The organism is Enterobacter sichuanensis, from assembly GCF_002939185.1.
Classification (GTDB): domain Bacteria; phylum Pseudomonadota; class Gammaproteobacteria; order Enterobacterales; family Enterobacteriaceae; genus Enterobacter; species Enterobacter sichuanensis.
Genome location: NZ_POVL01000024.1, coordinates 17,563 through 34,427 on the forward strand (window position 1 = coordinate 17,563; position 16,865 = coordinate 34,427).

16 protein-coding genes are annotated in these 16,865 nt (G+C 56.4%); 9 read left to right on the forward strand and 7 right to left on the reverse strand.

Features of this window, described 5'->3' with window-relative positions; genetic code table 11:
* Nucleotides 1-86 precede the first annotated feature (86 nt).
* Nucleotides 87-560, reverse strand: a complete 474-nt coding sequence (greB, locus tag C5687_RS12355) for a transcription elongation factor GreB (RefSeq protein WP_045285981.1) — start codon at nucleotides 558-560, stop codon at nucleotides 87-89.
* A gap of 232 nt (nucleotides 561-792) precedes the next feature.
* Between greB and ompR the strand changes: the two genes are divergently transcribed.
* On the forward strand, nucleotides 793-1,512 hold the full coding sequence (gene ompR / locus C5687_RS12360; protein WP_044347751.1) for an osmolarity response regulator transcription factor OmpR: 720 nt from the start codon (nucleotides 793-795) through the stop codon (nucleotides 1,510-1,512).
* Nucleotides 1,509-2,855, forward strand: coding sequence for a two-component system sensor histidine kinase EnvZ (gene envZ / locus C5687_RS12365; protein ID WP_029882169.1), 1,347 nt, complete (start codon nucleotides 1,509-1,511; stop codon nucleotides 2,853-2,855). Before ompR ends, envZ begins: the two co-directional genes overlap by 4 nt.
* Before the next feature lie 90 nt (nucleotides 2,856-2,945).
* Here the strand turns inward: envZ and pckA are convergent, their stop codons facing one another.
* The 5 genes from pckA to C5687_RS12390 form a co-directional block, all read right to left on the reverse strand.
* Nucleotides 2,946-4,565, reverse strand: a complete 1,620-nt coding sequence (pckA, locus tag C5687_RS12370) for a phosphoenolpyruvate carboxykinase (ATP) (protein ID WP_104557023.1) — start codon at nucleotides 4,563-4,565, stop codon at nucleotides 2,946-2,948.
* Nucleotides 4,566-4,913: 348 nt separating this feature from the next.
* Entirely contained in the window at nucleotides 4,914-5,792 is an 879-nt protein-coding gene (gene hslO / locus C5687_RS12375) for an Hsp33 family molecular chaperone HslO (RefSeq protein ID WP_025758104.1), read from the reverse strand.
* Nucleotides 5,793-5,815: 23 nt separating this feature from the next.
* On the reverse strand, nucleotides 5,816-6,217 hold the full coding sequence (gene hslR / locus C5687_RS12380) for a ribosome-associated heat shock protein Hsp15 (protein ID WP_094919407.1): 402 nt from the start codon (nucleotides 6,215-6,217) through the stop codon (nucleotides 5,816-5,818).
* Nucleotides 6,198-6,899 (reverse strand): GMP/IMP nucleotidase, encoded by a 702-nt coding sequence (yrfG, locus tag C5687_RS12385; RefSeq protein ID WP_025758101.1) that lies wholly within the window; start codon nucleotides 6,897-6,899, stop codon nucleotides 6,198-6,200. The genes hslR and yrfG overlap by 20 nt, the downstream gene beginning before the upstream one ends.
* A 67-nt stretch (nucleotides 6,900-6,966) precedes the next feature.
* The gene (locus tag C5687_RS12390; RefSeq protein WP_045285980.1) at nucleotides 6,967-9,102 is read right to left on the reverse strand and encodes an intracellular growth attenuator family protein; all 2,136 of its coding nucleotides are present in this window, start codon (nucleotides 9,100-9,102) and stop codon (nucleotides 6,967-6,969) included.
* A gap of 324 nt (nucleotides 9,103-9,426) precedes the next feature.
* Here C5687_RS12390 and nudE point away from each other — a divergent pair, with 324 nt between their 5' ends.
* A complete protein-coding gene (gene nudE, locus C5687_RS12400; RefSeq protein WP_008503041.1) occupies nucleotides 9,427-9,987 on the forward strand; it encodes an ADP compounds hydrolase NudE in 561 nt (186 codons plus the stop codon).
* Between the two features lie 79 nt (nucleotides 9,988-10,066).
* Here the strand turns inward: nudE and mrcA are convergent, their stop codons facing one another.
* A complete protein-coding gene (gene mrcA, locus C5687_RS12405; protein WP_045285979.1) occupies nucleotides 10,067-12,619 on the reverse strand; it encodes a peptidoglycan glycosyltransferase/peptidoglycan DD-transpeptidase MrcA in 2,553 nt (850 codons plus the stop codon).
* 120 nt (nucleotides 12,620-12,739) lie between these two features.
* Between mrcA and C5687_RS12410 the strand changes: the two genes are divergently transcribed.
* The 6 genes from C5687_RS12410 to aroK all read left to right on the forward strand — a co-directional run bounded on the left by C5687_RS12410 (nucleotide 12,740) and on the right by aroK (nucleotide 16,809).
* Complete coding sequence (locus C5687_RS12410; protein WP_104557024.1) at nucleotides 12,740-13,516, forward strand: DNA utilization protein HofM; 777 nt, start codon at nucleotides 12,740-12,742, stop codon at nucleotides 13,514-13,516.
* Nucleotides 13,513-13,998 carry a PilN domain-containing protein gene (locus C5687_RS12415; protein ID WP_104557025.1) on the forward strand — a complete coding sequence of 162 codons (486 nt, stop codon included), beginning with the start codon at nucleotides 13,513-13,515 and terminating at the stop codon, nucleotides 13,996-13,998. The genes C5687_RS12410 and C5687_RS12415 overlap by 4 nt, the downstream gene beginning before the upstream one ends.
* Nucleotides 13,999-14,001: 3 nt before the next feature.
* Nucleotides 14,002-14,457, forward strand: coding sequence for a HofO family protein (locus C5687_RS12420; RefSeq protein ID WP_104557026.1), 456 nt, complete (start codon nucleotides 14,002-14,004; stop codon nucleotides 14,455-14,457).
* Entirely contained in the window at nucleotides 14,447-14,851 is a 405-nt protein-coding gene (locus C5687_RS12425; protein ID WP_104557027.1) for a HofP DNA utilization family protein, read from the forward strand. The genes C5687_RS12420 and C5687_RS12425 overlap by 11 nt, the downstream gene beginning before the upstream one ends.
* Nucleotides 14,763-16,001 carry a DNA uptake porin HofQ gene (gene hofQ, locus C5687_RS12430; RefSeq protein WP_104557028.1) on the forward strand — a complete coding sequence of 413 codons (1,239 nt, stop codon included), beginning with the start codon at nucleotides 14,763-14,765 and terminating at the stop codon, nucleotides 15,999-16,001. Before C5687_RS12425 ends, hofQ begins: the two co-directional genes overlap by 89 nt.
* A gap of 286 nt (nucleotides 16,002-16,287) precedes the next feature.
* Nucleotides 16,288-16,809 carry a shikimate kinase AroK gene (gene aroK, locus C5687_RS12440; RefSeq protein ID WP_003861630.1) on the forward strand — a complete coding sequence of 174 codons (522 nt, stop codon included), beginning with the start codon at nucleotides 16,288-16,290 and terminating at the stop codon, nucleotides 16,807-16,809.
* The last annotated feature ends 56 nt before the right edge of the window (nucleotides 16,810-16,865 follow it).

The following is a 16,865-nucleotide window of genomic DNA, read 5'->3' on the forward strand; positions in this document are numbered from 1 at the left end:
GGCTTTATCATCTTGTGGGTCAAAAATCAGGGGATAGTTATACGGGCTGACACGGCAAAATGCCAGCCGGGGAGGGCGCTCTCGGACTATTTTACGTAGACGATCTCATTGACGTACCAGCTGGCTTCACCGGCGGGTGTCTGCACGACGGCGAGGTCGCCCACCTCTTTTTTCAGCAGCGCGCGGGCCATTGGGGAGTCGATGGAGATGTAATCCTTACGACCAAAAATTTCATCGTAGCCGACAATGCGAAAACGCAGGGTATCACCGTTGTCGTTCTCAATTTCAACCCACGCGCCAAAGAACACTTTGCCCTCCTGCTGCGGGGAGTAATCGACAATTTTAAGGTTCTCAAGGCATTTGGTCAGATAGCGTACCCGGCGGTCGATCTCACGCAGCCGCTTTTTGTTGTACTGGTAGTCAGCGTTTTCGCTGCGATCGCCCAGGCTTGCTGCCCAGGTCACTTTTTTGGTCACTTCAGGGCGCTCTTCGCGCCACAGGGTGTCCATCTCTTTTTTGAGTTTTTCGTACCCTTCGCGGGTGATCAGGGGCGTTTTCATTGGGTGACCTTCAGACTCGACATCATTGCAAACCTTGCGCACATTACGTATCACATCGCATATCTGACAGCGTTAATAATGATTTATGTGATGAAATGTGCAGATAAGCTGCTGTTAAATATGCTTTGTAACAATTTCGACTAGAATTTATACCAGAATTAGCTGGTCGAACACGTGCACTTTTTTAGAATACGCTGTTATTAGACTATCCGAACCTTTGGGAGTACACACAATGCAAGAGAACTACAAAATTCTGGTCGTGGATGACGACATGCGCCTGCGTGCGCTGCTGGAACGTTATCTGACCGAGCAGGGCTTCCAGGTTCGTAGCGTCGCGAACGCTGAGCAGATGGACCGTCTGCTGATCCGTGAATCTTTCCACCTGATGGTTCTCGATCTGATGCTGCCTGGCGAAGACGGGCTCTCGATCTGCCGCCGTCTGCGTAGCCAGAGCAACCCGATGCCGATCATCATGGTGACGGCGAAGGGCGAGGAAGTGGACCGTATCGTGGGCCTCGAAATCGGCGCGGACGACTACATTCCTAAACCGTTTAACCCGCGTGAACTGCTGGCGCGTATTCGTGCCGTGCTGCGTCGTCAGGCGAACGAACTGCCGGGCGCACCGTCGCAGGAAGAAGCCGTCATCGCCTTCGGCAAGTTTAAGCTGAATCTCGGCACGCGCGAGATGTTCCGTGAAGACGAGCCTATGCCGCTCACCAGCGGCGAGTTTGCGGTGCTGAAAGCGCTGGTCAGCCACCCGCGTGAACCGCTCTCCCGTGACAAGCTGATGAACCTCGCGCGTGGTCGTGAATACTCCGCAATGGAACGCTCCATCGACGTGCAGATTTCCCGTCTGCGTCGCATGGTGGAAGAAGATCCAGCGCATCCTCGTTATATTCAGACCGTTTGGGGTCTGGGCTACGTGTTCGTCCCGGACGGCTCTAAAGCATGAGGCGAATGCGCTTCTCACCGCGAAGCTCGTTTGCCCGCACCCTGTTACTGATCGTCACCCTGCTGTTCGTCAGCCTGGTGACGACCTACCTGGTCGTGCTGAACTTTGCAATTTTGCCTAGCCTCCAGCAGTTTAATAAGGTCCTGGCCTATGAAGTCCGTATGCTGATGACCGATAAGCTGCAGCTGGAGGATGGCACGCAACTGGTTGTGCCTCCGGCGTTTCGCCGTGAAATCTACCGTGAGCTGGGCATTTCGCTCTATTCCAATGAAGCGGCGGAAGACGCTGGCCTGCGCTGGGCGCAGCACTACGAATTTCTCAGTCAGCAGATGGCGCAGCAGCTGGGCGGCCCAACGGAAGTGCGCGTTGAGGTAAACAAAAGCTCGCCTGTCGTCTGGCTGAAAACCTGGCTGTCGCCCAACATCTGGGTGCGCGTCCCGCTGACCGAAATCCATCAGGGCGATTTCTCGCCGCTGTTCCGCTACACCCTGGCGATTATGCTGCTGGCGATAGGCGGTGCGTGGCTGTTTATCCGTATACAGAACCGACCGCTGGTCGACCTGGAGCACGCGGCGCTGCAGGTCGGTAAGGGCATTATTCCTCCCCCGCTGCGCGAGTATGGCGCTTCGGAAGTCCGTTCGGTTACGCGTGCGTTTAACCATATGGCGGCAGGCGTGAAGCAGCTGGCGGATGATCGTACGCTGCTGATGGCGGGGGTCAGCCATGACCTGCGCACGCCGCTCACGCGTATCCGTCTGGCGACGGAGATGATGGGAGAAGAAGACGGCTATCTCGCCGAGTCCATCAACAAGGATATCGAAGAGTGTAACGCCATCATCGAGCAGTTCATCGACTACCTGCGCACCGGGCAGGAGATGCCGATGGAGATGGCCGATCTGAACGCGGTGCTGGGTGAAGTGGTGGCAGCGGAAAGTGGCTATGAACGTGAAATTGATACCGACCTTCAGGCGGGTGAAATTCAGGTTCGCATGCACCCGCTCTCCATTAAGCGCGCGGTAGCGAACATGGTGGTCAACGCGGCGCGCTACGGCAATGGCTGGATCAAGGTGAGCAGCGGATCGGAGCTCAACCGCGCCTGGTTCCAGGTCGAAGACGACGGTCCTGGCATTAAGCCGGAGCAGCGTAAGCATCTGTTCCAGCCGTTTGTGCGCGGCGACAGCGCCCGCAGCACCAGCGGTACAGGCCTGGGCCTGGCGATTGTGCAGCGTATTGTGGATAACCATAACGGGTTGCTGGAGATTGGTACCAGCGAGCGGGGCGGTTTAAGCATTCGCGCCTGGTTACCGGTGCCGGTCACGCGGGGGCAGGTGAAAGAGGGATAGTGCGGTCTGATGCCCTCACCCCAGCCCTCTCCCACGGGGAGAGGGAGAAAACATTAAAAAAGGCAACTTTCGTTGCCTTTTTGTTTTTACCTACAGCTTCGGTCCCGCACTCACCAGCGCAGCACCTGCCGGGGTATCGGTATACTTCTCGAAGTTCTCAATAAACAGTTTCGCCAGCGATTCCGCTTTTTCACGCCACTGCTCCGGCGAACCGTACGTATTGCGCGGGTCGAGGATATGCGTATCCACGCCCGGCAGCGACGTTGGGATGGCCAGGTCAAACATCGGCAGCGTGAAGGTTTCGGCGTCGTCCAGAGAACCATCCAGAATGGCGTCGATAATGGCGCGGGTATCTTTGATGGAGATACGCTTGCCGGTGCCGTTCCAGCCGGTGTTTACCAGATATGCCTGTGCCCCGGATGCCTGCATGCGTTTCACCAGCACTTCCGCGTACTGCGTCGGGTGCAGCGACAGGAACGCCGCGCCGAAGCAGGCGGAGAAGGTCGGGGTTGGCTCCGTCACACCGCGCTCGGTACCGGCCAGCTTCGCGGTGAAGCCGGAGAGGAAGTGGTACTGCGTCTGGCTGGCGGTCAGGCGAGAGACCGGAGGCAGCACGCCGAACGCATCCGCCGTCAGGAAAATGACCTTCGTGGCATGACCCGCTTTTGACACCGACTTGACGATATTGTCGATGTGGTAGATCGGATAAGAGACGCGGGTGTTTTCCGTTTTCGACGCATCGTCGAAGTCGATGGAGCCGTCAGCACGCACGGTGACGTTTTCCAGTAGCGCATCGCGACGGATGGCGTGGAAGATATCCGGTTCGGCCTCTTCAGAAAGACGAATGGTCTTCGCGTAGCAGCCGCCTTCAAAGTTGAATACGCCGTCGTCATCCCAGCCGTGTTCGTCATCGCCAATCAGACGACGTTTTGGATCGGTGGACAGCGTGGTTTTCCCGGTGCCGGAAAGACCAAAGAACACCGCCACGTCGCCTTTTTCCCCGACGTTCGCCGAGCAGTGCATGGAGGCAATGCCCCGCAGCGGCAGCAGGTAGTTCATGACGGAGAACATCCCTTTCTTCATTTCGCCACCGTACCAGGTACCGCCAATCAGCTGGATACGCTCGGTCAGGTTGAAGGCAACAAAGTTTTCGGAGTTCAGACCCTGCTCTTTCCACTGTGGGTTGGTGCATTTCGCGCCGTTCATCACGATGAAATCAGGGGTGAAATCCTGCAGCTCTTCGTCGGTTGGACGAATAAACATGTTTTTCACGAAATGCGCCTGCCAGGCCACTTCGGTGATAAAACGTACGGAGAGACGGGTGTCGGCGTTAGCGCCGCAGAAAGCGTCGACAATGAACAGACGCTTGCCGGAAAGTTGATGAGTGACGAGCCCTTTCAGATGCTGCCAGGTTTCCGGAGAGAGCGGTTTGTTATCGTTCTTTCCTTTGCCCTTGTCAGCCCACCACAGCGTATCGCGGGTGGTTTCGTCACGGACGATATACTTATCTTTCGGCGAACGACCGGTAAAGATACCGGTATCGACGGCGATAGCACCAAGATTCGTCAACACACCGCGCTCGTATCCTTCCAGTGCTGGATTGAGCTCTTCCTGATACAGCGTATCGTAGTCGGGGTTGTAGACGATTTCCAGGACGTCGTGAATACCATAAGCCTTGAGATCTTGCGGGGTTAAACCAGTAACACGCATATCACTGCTCCTTAGCCAATATGTACTGCCTAAAATTGTAGGGTTTTTCTGAGGTTGCTAACCGCGACGGGGCTCATAGATTTACGCATCTGGACAAAACCCTTACTAACGGAAAACGCTGCGACTCCAGTCACAGTGCAGGCGGATTATCGCAGGAATCGCTTTTTTGTTGGGGAAAATGTTCCGAAAAGGTTAAACGCTGGTGATTTTATCGGAAGGAATGTGAATGTAATCGCATACACGTAAGAAAATTACGTAAGTGTTACATTATGAAAACGATTCAGCTGGGGGCGGTTTTTTTACCCCCTCACCCTTTGGGGAGAGGGTTAGGGTGAGGGGCAAAGAGTATTAGTGGACCTGCGGATCCGCCGGGGAGGCATTGTTGCGGATCTCAGCGATATCCATTGAATTGAACACGTAGTGCGTACCGCAGTAGTCACAGTGCATATCAATTTCGCCATCTTCCGCCATGATGCTGTCGATCTCTTCATCAGGCAGGGTTTTCAGCGCGCCAGCGCAACGCTCGCGAGAGCAGGTGCACTTAAACTCCACAGTCTGCGGGTCGTAGACGGTCACTTCTTCCTCGTGGTACAGACGCCACAGCACGTCGGTCGCCGACAGGTTAAACAGCTCTTCTGCCTTGATGGTTTCGGTCAGCGTTGCCAGGTGTTCGAAATCATTGGTCTGAGCATCCTGTGCCGGCAGAACCTGCAGCAGCATACCGCCCGCAGCAGGCTGGCCGTCCACTTCACCGGTGCGGATAAACAGACGTGTTGGCAGCTGTTCAGAACGCATGAAGTAATCTTCAAGGCAGGCTGCCAGGGTGTCGCCTTCCAGACCGACCACACCCTGATAGCGCTCACCTTCCTCCGGGGAGATAGTGATCACCAGGTAACCATTACCCACCAGCGTTTTGAGGTCCGCATTTTCAGGCACGTCGCCCTGAACGCGCGCCACGCCACGCATCTGCTGCTGGTTATTGCCGTTGATGACTGCCAGCGACATCGGGCCGTCACCCTGCAGCTGCACGGTGATATCACCGGCAAATTTCAGCGTAGCGGTCAGCAGGCTGGTGGCAACCAGCAGTTCGCCCAACAGGGTTTTCACCGGCAGCGGGTAGGTGTGGTTTTCCAGAATCTGTTTCCAGGTTTCGGATACGGTGACCAGCTCGCCACGCACGGCGAATTGTTCAAACAGATAGCGGTGTAATTGGTCGTGTTGGGCCATAATAGTCTCTCGTGCAGGTGAGGTTACTCGGTCTCACCGTGTTTAAATTTCATCAGATCGCGGCGCTCTTTTTTATCCGGTCGCCGGTCCGGGTGGGGCATGGTCAGCGCGTTCATTTTGCGCGCCAGCGCGGTCTTCTCGCGCTTTTCAATGCTTTCCGCCGTCTCTTCATAAAGCAGTACGGCTTCAGAGGCGGGCCGTCGTTGTTCGGTAATGGCTTTAATCACCACCGTTCGTTCGTCGTTGCCCTGACGCAGCGTTAAGATGGCATTCAGCTCAACCAGCTTGCTCGGTTTGCTGCGCTGACCGTTGTAATGCACTTTACCGCCGTCAATCATCTCGCGGGCAAGGGCGCGTGTTTTATAAAAACGCGCCGCCCACAGCCATTTATCCAGTCTTACCCCGTCAGAGGGTTTTTCTTTCATGTGGCGTCTCCTTCACAGTCAGTGAGGGGATCATCTGGCGATAGTCGTTCAGTCCCGGATGGCGAAGATAGCTTTTTTCAGCCAGGCCAGAGTCAGGATTGGTAACGCCCAGACAATAGCGAATGCCAAACGTCGCGGCGGAATCCAGAATGGGTTCGCTGTCATCAATGAACAGCGTGCGCTCCGGCTGCAAACCCGTCTCTTCCTTCACCGCATGCCACAAACGCTGATCCTCTTTCGGATAACCAAATGTGTGGGTGGAAAGTAATAAATCAAGGTGCGACGCCAGCCCCGTATGTTCCAGCTTCACGGCCAGGTTATGCGGATGCGCGTTGGTCAGCAAGATACGGCGCTTGCCGCTCGCTTTCAGCGCATCCAGGAACGGAACCGTATCCTCGCGCAAAACGGCGCGTGGGCCCTGGGCGGTGGTCATGGCACAAATATCTAAACCGAGGCGCTCGCTCCAGTAGTCAAGACAGTACCAGTTTAGCGTATGTTGCACCGCGCTATATTGCGAACGAATGAATGCCTGCGCTTCTGCCGGGGTGATCCCCTGTTGCTCGCTATAGGTTTCAGGAACCAGCGTTTGCCAGAAATAGTTATCAAAGGCGAGATCGAGCAGCGTGCCGTCCATATCCAGCAGAACGGTATCAACCTCCTGCCAGGCGATATCAAGATGCATAAGGGGGAACTCCAGCCAGAAGAAACGTGCGCGACAGGGTAGCACATCTTGTCGCGCAGCGACGTTATCAGATCAGGCTCTCAGAAGAGGGGATCAGCTTAGGATTGAGGCAGTTTTCGTAATATTGCTGGATCTCGGCAAGCCGGGTTCGCGAGCGCTGGTAGCGGCGCAGGGCCATAACACCGTTCCAGAAAATGGCGGCAAGCATCGCGATCATCAGCAGTGAGGTGCCGATGTAACGCCACAACCCTGCGCTATCCGGCATCCGGTGCAGGCCGACATGGCGGGTGCCATTGGCATCGGTATAAATACTCGTGACGATGCCTTCGGCGCTGAACGGCGTCTGCATCAGCATCTGCGCCAGGCGCTGGAACTGGCTCCACTGTTCCTGCGCCGGGTAGTCATAAAGCGCGACCTGCGGGTAAGGCTGATCGACCAGGTCGCTGCCTTCATCGCTGACAATCACAAACCCGCCGGGAGCCGGGCTGTTCAGCGCCTGCGCCGCACGGGTGGTTTCGCGCATCATGAACGGTGATGTCGAGGTGGCGACCAGGTTATCCAGCGATTCAGCGCTAACCGGGCGCAGCAGCACGTTAACGCCATCCAGGCGTCCCGCTTCGGCACGCTTCACCAGCGAGTCCCAGTCTTTACTGTTCCCCAGGTTGACCAGCGCATTTTTGAGACGTATGCACTCGTCCTGAGAGGCACAGAGATCCTGTGTTTTCAGCACGATGTCACCAAAATCATCCAACAGAACCATGCCCGATTTCTGAATGGCCGAGCGCAGCGCTGGGCTGACACGCGAATCATCGTCCGGTTTCGGGTGCAGCTGGCGGTTGACCGTCTGGGTAAGCGCCGTGGCTTTATTCACCACTTCGGATTCCGGCAGCGGCAGCGGCGGTGCGTCGTTCCAGATAATTTGCGAGCAATCGAACGGCGTGAACGGTGAGTTCTGGCGGGTGTTCCACGCCCCTGGGGTGTGAATATTACACATCCCGGTTCCTTTCAGGCGCAGCGTGTCTCCCACGCGCACACCGGCTTCATCCAGTTGATTGACGCTGGTCGCTTCGATGGTTTGCGCCCCTTTGATCCACGACAGGGTGAATTTGATGGGCATATCCAGCGGCACGAAAAGCAGCAACATGATAAAGACCAGCGCAGCGCCGCCGGCAATGACCGCGCTGCGTAGCCAGTGCTGAAGCGGGAAATTTTTTACTTCATCATGCAGGGATAAGAAGCGTCCCTGGCGCACAACGTGGCGGTCAAGGTAGATATCAATATCGGTTTTCTGACCTAAGTCCTGCGCAATCCACGGTTGCCAGTGACGCGGGTAGATAAGGTCGATAATACCGAGCGAGATATTGTTGAGATGCTCCTGATCGTTTTCACCAAACAGACCCCAGCGCTTGGGCGTACCGCGCAGGCAGTGGATCTCACGCAACGAGGTTTTGGCTGGCGGAGCGAACAGTCCCCACAGCCCGGCTGCCAGCAGCAGCACCGCGCCGCCAGCCAGCCAGGGGACGAACACATCCGGCGTCAGCAGGCAGACAAAAAAGAGCAGGAAGGCGGCGACGATCAGAACGGCCTCACGAATGCCGTCCGGGCGGCTCAGGGCATACTCTTCATGCGTCTCCTGACGAATGTTCAGCAGTTCGATCTGCTCTGTCTCTTCGCCACGGATGGAGGCCTGCGTCGAACTTGCGCGCTCAAGCGCAAAACGCGGGGCTTCCTGAAGGTACTCATTCAGCGTGTGGCCGTTCAGTGAAATAACCAGGGGTAATGAATCGGTATGGATCAGCTCAACGCTGTTTTCGTCATTAATGTATTGCTCCCAGGACGGGGGCAGATGCACTTCGACAGAATCAAGGTAATAGCGCCATTTGTTGGGGTCGTCGGTGGTGATGCCATACCGCGTGATGGAGCGTGTCACGCAAAGCACGGTATCGCTTTGCGCATTAAGTTTTAGCGCAACGGGCGCAGCAGTGGCCCCCGTTGGCCCAGGGGTCAGCTGAGAACGGTTCAGTATTTCAAGATAGTTTTCAACCGCATCGCGCTCGTCTTGCGTGAGCTTACGCGTGCTCGCACCCGCAAAAGCATTCAAAAAGGGCAGACGGTAACGGCGCTGTACGCGACGCCTGTAGATCCATCCTGCAACCAATGCGCCGGCCAGCATAGCAGCGAGAACAATCAAAATGGTGCTCATGCTTTCCCCATCTTACTTATCGTCTTACAGGTGTTGTCTGTAGCACCTTTACATTGAATGAGTTTCTGTGGCTGGCTATCGGCAAGTATGGAGTCGAACTTGAGCATTCTGAAGCGCATCCCAGTGACCGCTGATAATAGCAAAGCCTGATAGGGCGCGATATCAGCAAATTCCTGGAAACATTTCAACCTCTTGACATTTGTTTTGAATTGAGGATTGATCCCTGCTACGTTGCACAAATGTAAATAAAGAGCGATTGACATTGCCGAAACCGTGCAGCGTATCGCACAATAACGCCAGTTCTCACTGCTAAGACCCATCAAGATGAGCAAACCACTACAAAAACCCACCATTCTGAATGTTGAAACTGTCGCTAAATCGCGCCTGTTTAATGTCGAAAGTGTGGACCTGGAGTTCAGCAACGGTGTGCGTCGCGTTTATGAGCGTATGCGCCCCTCGTCGCGCGAAGCGGTGATGATAGTTCCGATTGTCGACGATCATCTGATTTTGATCCGCGAATACGCTGTGGGAACGGAATCTTACGAGCTTGGGTTCTCGAAAGGGCTTATCGATCCGGGCGAAACCGTCTTTGAAGCGGCAAACCGCGAGCTGAAAGAAGAGGTGGGTTTTGGTGCGAATGAGCTGTCGTTCCTGAAAAAACTGAGCATGGCACCGTCTTATTTTTCCAGTAAAATGAATATCGTGGTGGCTGAAGACCTCTACCCTGAATCGCTGGAAGGGGACGAGCCGGAGCCGCTGCCGCAGGTTCGCTGGCCGCTGGCGCATCTGATGGATCTGCTTGAAGACCCTGACTTCAATGAAGCTCGCAACGTGAGCGCGCTGTTCCTGGTCCGGGAGTGGCTGAAGGGGCAGGGGCGACTGTAGTCCATAAAAAAGCCGGGTGGCGGCTTCGCCTGACCCGGCCTGCGATGTTTTGCCCGGTTTTTACCGGGCAATTTTATATTTAGAACAGCTCGTGCGTTTCGCCGTTATCAATAATCTCGGTACCCACCTCATGCACCGCCTGTGTGGTCGGCTGCGTGCCCTCGATGAAATACTCTTCGCGGCTGTTGCCGCCGTTGGCGAGCTGGCCCGTGCTGCGGTCGATATTGACCGTCACCACGCCCGGCGGTGGCGTCAGCGGCTGCTCAGGCACACCTTCAAGGACCGATTTCATGTAGGCATCCCAGGCCGGTTGCGCGCTTTTCGCGCCGCCTTCGTAGCCGGAAATCTGATCTTTAATCGCGCCAGACGCCGTTGTACGACCTAAATCACGGCGGTGATCGTCGAAACCGATCCACACCGAGGTCACCACGCCAGGGCCGTAACCCGAGAACCAGGCATCTTTCGAGCTGTTGGTGGTCCCCGTTTTACCGCCGATATCATGGCGCTGCAAATCACGCCCTGCACGCCAGCCGGTACCCTGCCAGCCGGGTTCACCGAAGATGTTGGTGTTCAGCGCACTTTTGATCAGGAATGACAGCGGGGTATTGATCACATGCGGGGCATATTCCTGCGCACCCGTCTGTGCGACCAGCGCCTGGTTCGCCTGTTCCAGCTGTGGCTGCGGTACAACGCCATTCGGCTGCTCCTGCGACACGGCAGGATCTTCCATGTCCTTATTCTCAAGCACGTCAGATTTCGGTGTATTACCGTAAATCACCGGAATATCGCACTCTGCACAGGCAATTTTCGGCTTCGCCTCAAACAGTACGCCGCCCTGATCGTTCTCAATTTTGCTGATGAAGTACGGGTCAATCAGGAAGCCGCCGTTGGCCATCACGGAATATCCACGCGCCACCTGAAGCGGGGTGAATGACGCAGAGCCTAACGCCAGCGATTCGGTACGCACGATGTTCTGCGCCGGGAAACCGAAGCGTTGCAGATACTCAGCGGCATAGTCGACGCCCATCGCGCGCATGGCTCGCACCATCACCACGTTTTTCGACTGTCCCAGACCCTGACGAAGACGAATAGGGCCGGCATATTCCGCAGGGGAGTTCTTCGGCTGCCAGTCGGAACCTGCTCCGGCATCCCAGCGGGAGATAGGCACGTCGTTAAGGATGCTGGCCAGGGTCAGGCCCTTATCCATTGCCGCCGTGTAGAGGAACGGCTTAATGTTGGAACCCACCTGACGCAGCGCCTGAGTGGCGCGGTTAAATTTGCTCTGGTTGAAATCGAATCCACCGACCAGCGCCAGCACGGCGCCATTCTGCGGGTTGATGGAGACCAGGGCCGAGTTGACGTCCGGCACCTGTGCCAGCCACCAGGCATCGCCCACCTTGCGCACCCAGATTTGTTGCCCGGTCTGGACTGCATCGGTCACTTTACGCGGTGTTGCGCCCTGCAGGGTATCCGAACGGTACGGACGCGCCCAACGAATCCCCTCCATACGCAGGGAGACGGACGTCCCATCCGCGAGCGTTGCCACGGCTTCCTGAGGATCGGCCTGCGTCACCACGGCCGGAAGGAGCGGACCATAGGTCGGCAGCGCTTTCAGCGTACTGGTGATTTTTTTGCTGTCCCACGCGCTTTCGCCCACTTTCCAGAGCACGTTTGACGGGCCGCGATAGCCGTGACGCATGTCGTAGTCCATCACGTTGTTGCGCACCGCGTCCTGAGCCGCCTGCTGCACTTTGCGGGTGACGGTGGTGTAAACGCGGTAGCCATCTTCATAGGCCTTATCACCATAGCGGTTCACCATCTCCTGGCGAACCATTTCGGTCAGATAAGGGGCAGAGAAGGCGATCTCAGGGGCATGGTAGTTGGCGTCAATGACATCGTTGCGCGCCTGCTCGTACTCACTCTGGCTAATGTAGCCTTCGCTCAGCATACGTGACAGGACGACATTGCGACGCGCGGTGGCGCGATCGAGCGAGTAGAGCGGGTTAAAGGTTGACGGCGCTTTTGGCAGACCGGCGATGGTTGCCATTTCGCTTAGGGTGAGCTGCTCAACAGGCTTACCGAAGTACACCTGCGCTGCCGCCCCCACGCCATAGGCACGGTAGCCCAGGTAGATTTTATTGAGGTACAGCTCAAGGATCTCGTCTTTGCTCAGCAACTGCTCAATACGGATCGCAAGGAATACCTCTTTGATCTTACGTATCAGCGTCTTTTCAGGGCTGAGGAAGAAGTTACGCGCCAGCTGCTGCGTAATGGTACTTGCTCCCTGGGAGGCATGGCCAGAGAACAGCGCAATGCTCGCGGCACGGAAAATCCCCACCGGATCGACACCGTGGTGCTCGTAAAAACGGCTGTCCTCTGTGGCGATAAAGGCTTTCACCATCACTGGCGGAATTTGGTTTAAGGTCAGCGGGATACGACGCTTCTCGCCATACTGCGCCATTAATTCGCCATCGGCGCTATAGACCTGCATCGGGATCTGGAGACGCACATCGCGAAGCGTGGCGACATCAGGTAGCTGTGGCTCAATATATTTGTATAAACCGTAAATCGAGCCTGCTCCCAGCAGAATGCAACAGACTGCAAGGATAAATAAATACTTTACGAACTTCACCGGAGATTTCCCATTTGGTTTCACTTGGGCAGTTTCTAAACAATCGCGCGGTAGTATAAAGGCAAGCCTGATTCATTGATATAGCCGTCAAGGCGACGGGCGATAAGGAGATCGTGAAACATGGCTTTTAAAACATGGCAAACGGGCGTTCATATTCAACAGGATAGGGTACTGATCGTCGCGCTGGTACGAGAGAAGTCGGGCTGGTGCCTGCGCCGCTGGTGGGTCGTTCCTCTGGCCGAAGGGATCATTGGTGACGGCAAGATTTATCAGCCAGAACAGCTGATTGATGCGTTACGCGACTGGCGGAAAACGTTGCCGCACTATCATCGGGTTTTTCTCTCTTTTCCGGCAGCACGCACCCTGCAAAGGTCGCTTCCCCGCCCGGCCATTGCGCTGCGCGACAGCGAACAGCTCTCATGGCTTGGCGCGGCGCTGGCGCGAGAGCTGGAAATGTCTGCCGATACGCTCTGTTTCGATTACGCGCAGGACACCTTCAGCAGCACATTTCACGTGACTGCGGCGCAAAACAACGAGGTCGAAACCCTACTGACGCTGGCCAAAACGTTACGTTTGCGGCTGGTGACCATTACCCCGGATGCCAGTGCGCTGAAGAATCTTCTTCCGGCGGTGGCACCGGCGCAGTGTGTCGCCTGGCGGGATGAACGGCAGTGGCTCTGGGCGATGCGCCACCAGTGGGGGCGCCGTATTGCCGCAGAAGCTGACAATGTGGCTGAGCTCTCAGCGCTGCTGGCCGTGGAGCCGGCGGATATCGCGCTGTTTGATAGCCGACGTAACCCATGGGAAACCCTGCAGCGATGCCATGCCCCGTTACCGGAATGCGGCGCGGACTATACCGTTGCGCTGGCGTTAGCCATGAGTGAGGTGCCCGCATGAGCATCACGAATTTTCTGCCGTGGCGGCAGCAGCGGCGCGCGCGATGCCTGCGTTTCTGGGGAGCAACGTTTGTCTGCACGTCGCTGTTGATGGTCACGACCATCGCCTGTTTGCGAATGAACCCGCTTTTGCGGCTTCGCGCCCTGCAAACGGATCTGACGGGGATACAGTCCGTACAGCACGGCCTCGTTGCTCGCCAGAAACTCGCGACACCCGTGCAGAGCCCTGCACGCCAGCGGCGCGCATGGCAGCCGGTGCTGGAGTCGCTGTCAGCCACCCTTCCTGCGCAGGTCTGGCTGACGGAACTGCGCTACCAGCCTCCCGCTCTGATATTTACCGGGTTTGCCACCACCCTCCCGGCCCTGTCTGCGCTACGTGATGCGCTTGGACAACTCCCGGGCTTTACGCCCGGGACAGCGGGTGAGCTTCGGCAGGATAGCCAGGGGCGCTGGTCGTTCACCTTTCATCTTAGCGAGGGGTAACGCGTGAATATCCTGTTGGAACGCTGGTGCGAAAGCCGTCCCTGGATCCGCGGTCTCTGCTGGTGTCTGAGCACTTTCCTGGCAGGGCTCGCTGCGTGGGGCACCCTGCTCAGACCGGTAGAGAGGCAGTGTGCTGAACGAGAAAACCAGCTGATCCAGGAGGCGAGGACCAACGCATCGTTATGGCCTGTCGTCCGCTCGGCGCCGCTTCGCACAGAAACTGCGCAAGCACCAGAAATGAAGCCGTTTTCGCCGCTTGATTTTCAGAGGGATGAGACGACGCTGGTTCACTGGAAGCCGCTGCAGAACGGAGGAGAGCTGACGCTGGAGGCGGAGTGGCAGGCCATTCCGGGGCTTTTTTCCCGGCTGGCGCAGCGGGATGTCGAGGTTGCGGCTTTCGCTATTGCACCTGAAGGTAAGGCGTTACGCCTGCGGCTGGAGCTGGATCATGCGAAATAGCACACGATACTGGCTGGTGTGCTCAGTATTGCTGTTGACCGGCATGCGCGATCCCTTTCGCCCACCGGACGATCCCTGCGCGACGGGTGAACTGACGCAGTGGCGCTATCGCGGCATGGTGGGAGGACGCGATGCTATCGGCATTTTGCAGGATGGGCAAAAGCGCTGGCACCGACTAAAAATGGATGAGCGCTTCCCGGCGGGCTGGCAAATAACCGCCATTACTGAATCGGAACTGGTTGTTGAGGTGGGAGACACCTGTGAACCCGTTCAGTGGATGTGGCAACGAGAAGGAATTGAGAAGAATGAATTTACGGATAACGCTGTTGCTGCTGATGTTCAGCCATCCTCTGTGGGCCGCCGCGCCAAAGCCGGTCACGCTGGTGGTGGATGATGTTCCGGTCGTTCAGGTGTTGCAGGCGCTGGCCACTCAGGAGAGCCGAAATCTGGTGGTATCGCCTGATGTCAGCGGCACGCTTTCGCTCAACCTGACGCATGTCCCCTGGCGGCAGGCGCTACAGACGGTTGTCTCCAGCGCCGGACTCGTTTTGCGCGAGGAAGGGGGCATTTTCTACGTCCATACCGCAGCCTGGCAGCGTGAACAGCGGGAACGTTCAGAACAGGAGAAAACGCGTCGACAGCTTGATGCGCCGCTGGTTTCACATAGCATCCCTTTTTCCTATGCCGATGCCGGAGAACTGCAAAAAGCAGCGGAAAAACTCCTGAGCCCAAAGGGAAGTTTATCTGTCGACAAACGGACCAATCGCCTGCTGATCCGGGATAGCCAGACGGTGGTGGATACGCTGGTGCGCTGGGCCAGTCAGATGGACATTCCCGTCGAGCAGGTAGAGCTGGCGGCGCATATTGTGACCATGACTGAAAAAAGCCTGCGTGAACTGGGGGTGAAGTGGGCGCTCGCCGATGCCACCGACGCGGGGAAGGTGGGACAGCTCACGACGCTTGGCAGCGATCTGTCCGTGGCCAGCGCTACCAGCCACGTGGGGTTTAATATCGGACGGATCAACGGTCGGCTGCTGGATCTGGAACTGTCGGCGCTGGAGCAAAAACAGCAGGTCGATATTATTGCCAGCCCGCGACTGCTGGCCTCGCATATGCAGCCGGCCAGTATCAAACAGGGGAGCGAGATCCCCTATCAGGTCTCCAGCGGGGAAAGCGGCGCCACCTCCGTGGAGTTCAAAGAGGCCGTACTGGGGATGGAAGTGACGCCGGTGGTATTGCCGGGGGGGCGCGTGCGCCTGAAATTGCACATCAGCGAAAATATGCCAGGACAGGTCCTGCAGCAGGCTGACGGCGAAACGCTGGCTATCGACAAACAAGAGATAGAGACGCAGGTTGAGGTAAAAAGTGGAGAAACGCTGGCATTGGGCGGAATTTTTTCGCAGAAGAACAAAACCGGCAGTGACAGTGTGCCGGGGCTGGGGAGCATCCCCTGGCTGGGGGCGCTTTTTCGCCATGACGGGAAAGACCACGAACGACGTGAATTAGTGGTGTTTATTACACCACGTCTGGTCGGTATTCACTGACGGGTAACGATCCCCGCAATGATTTTGCATTCAGTTTGTTGCAGATGTTTGACGTGGGGCATGAATTAGCATACAAGGAGTACCGATTTGAGTTGGACTTACGTCTTATTACCTTATGCGCCCGGCGCGGTGATTTAATCAGTTGCCAAACAAGCCGGAGTATTGAGATAATTTTTAGTCTGACTCTCGCTCTATTGCATATGAGGTTTCAGTTCATGTCCTGCTACGCCGGGTGTCTGCGAAGCGGGGATTACCATTAACGAATAGTCTTAGTAGTACCGATAAAATGGCAGAGAAACGCAATATCTTTCTGGTTGGGCCTATGGGTGCCGGCAAAAGCACTATTGGGCGTCAGTTAGCTCAACAACTCAATATGGAATTTTACGATTCTGATCAAGAGATTGAGAAACGAACCGGAGCTGATGTGGGCTGGGTTTTCGACGTAGAAGGCGAAGAAGGTTTCCGTGACCGAGAAGAAAAAGTGATCAACGAACTCACGGAAAAACAGGGCATCGTACTGGCAACAGGCGGCGGCTCTGTGAAATCTCGCGAAACCCGCAACCGTCTCTCCGCCCGTGGCGTAGTGGTCTATCTTGAGACGACCATTGAGAAACAGCTGGCACGTACGCAGCGCGATAAAAAGCGCCCGCTGCTGCAGGTTGAAACGCCACCACGCGAAGTTCTGGAAGCGTTGGCCGATGAACGCAATCCGCTGTATGAAGAGATTGCCGATGTGACCATTCGTACTGACGATCAGAGCGCTAAAGTGGTTGCAAACCAGATTATTCATATGCTGGAAAGCAACTGATTCTGGCTTTATATACACTCGCCTGCGGGTAAAAGCATTAAAGGTGGATGTCGCGT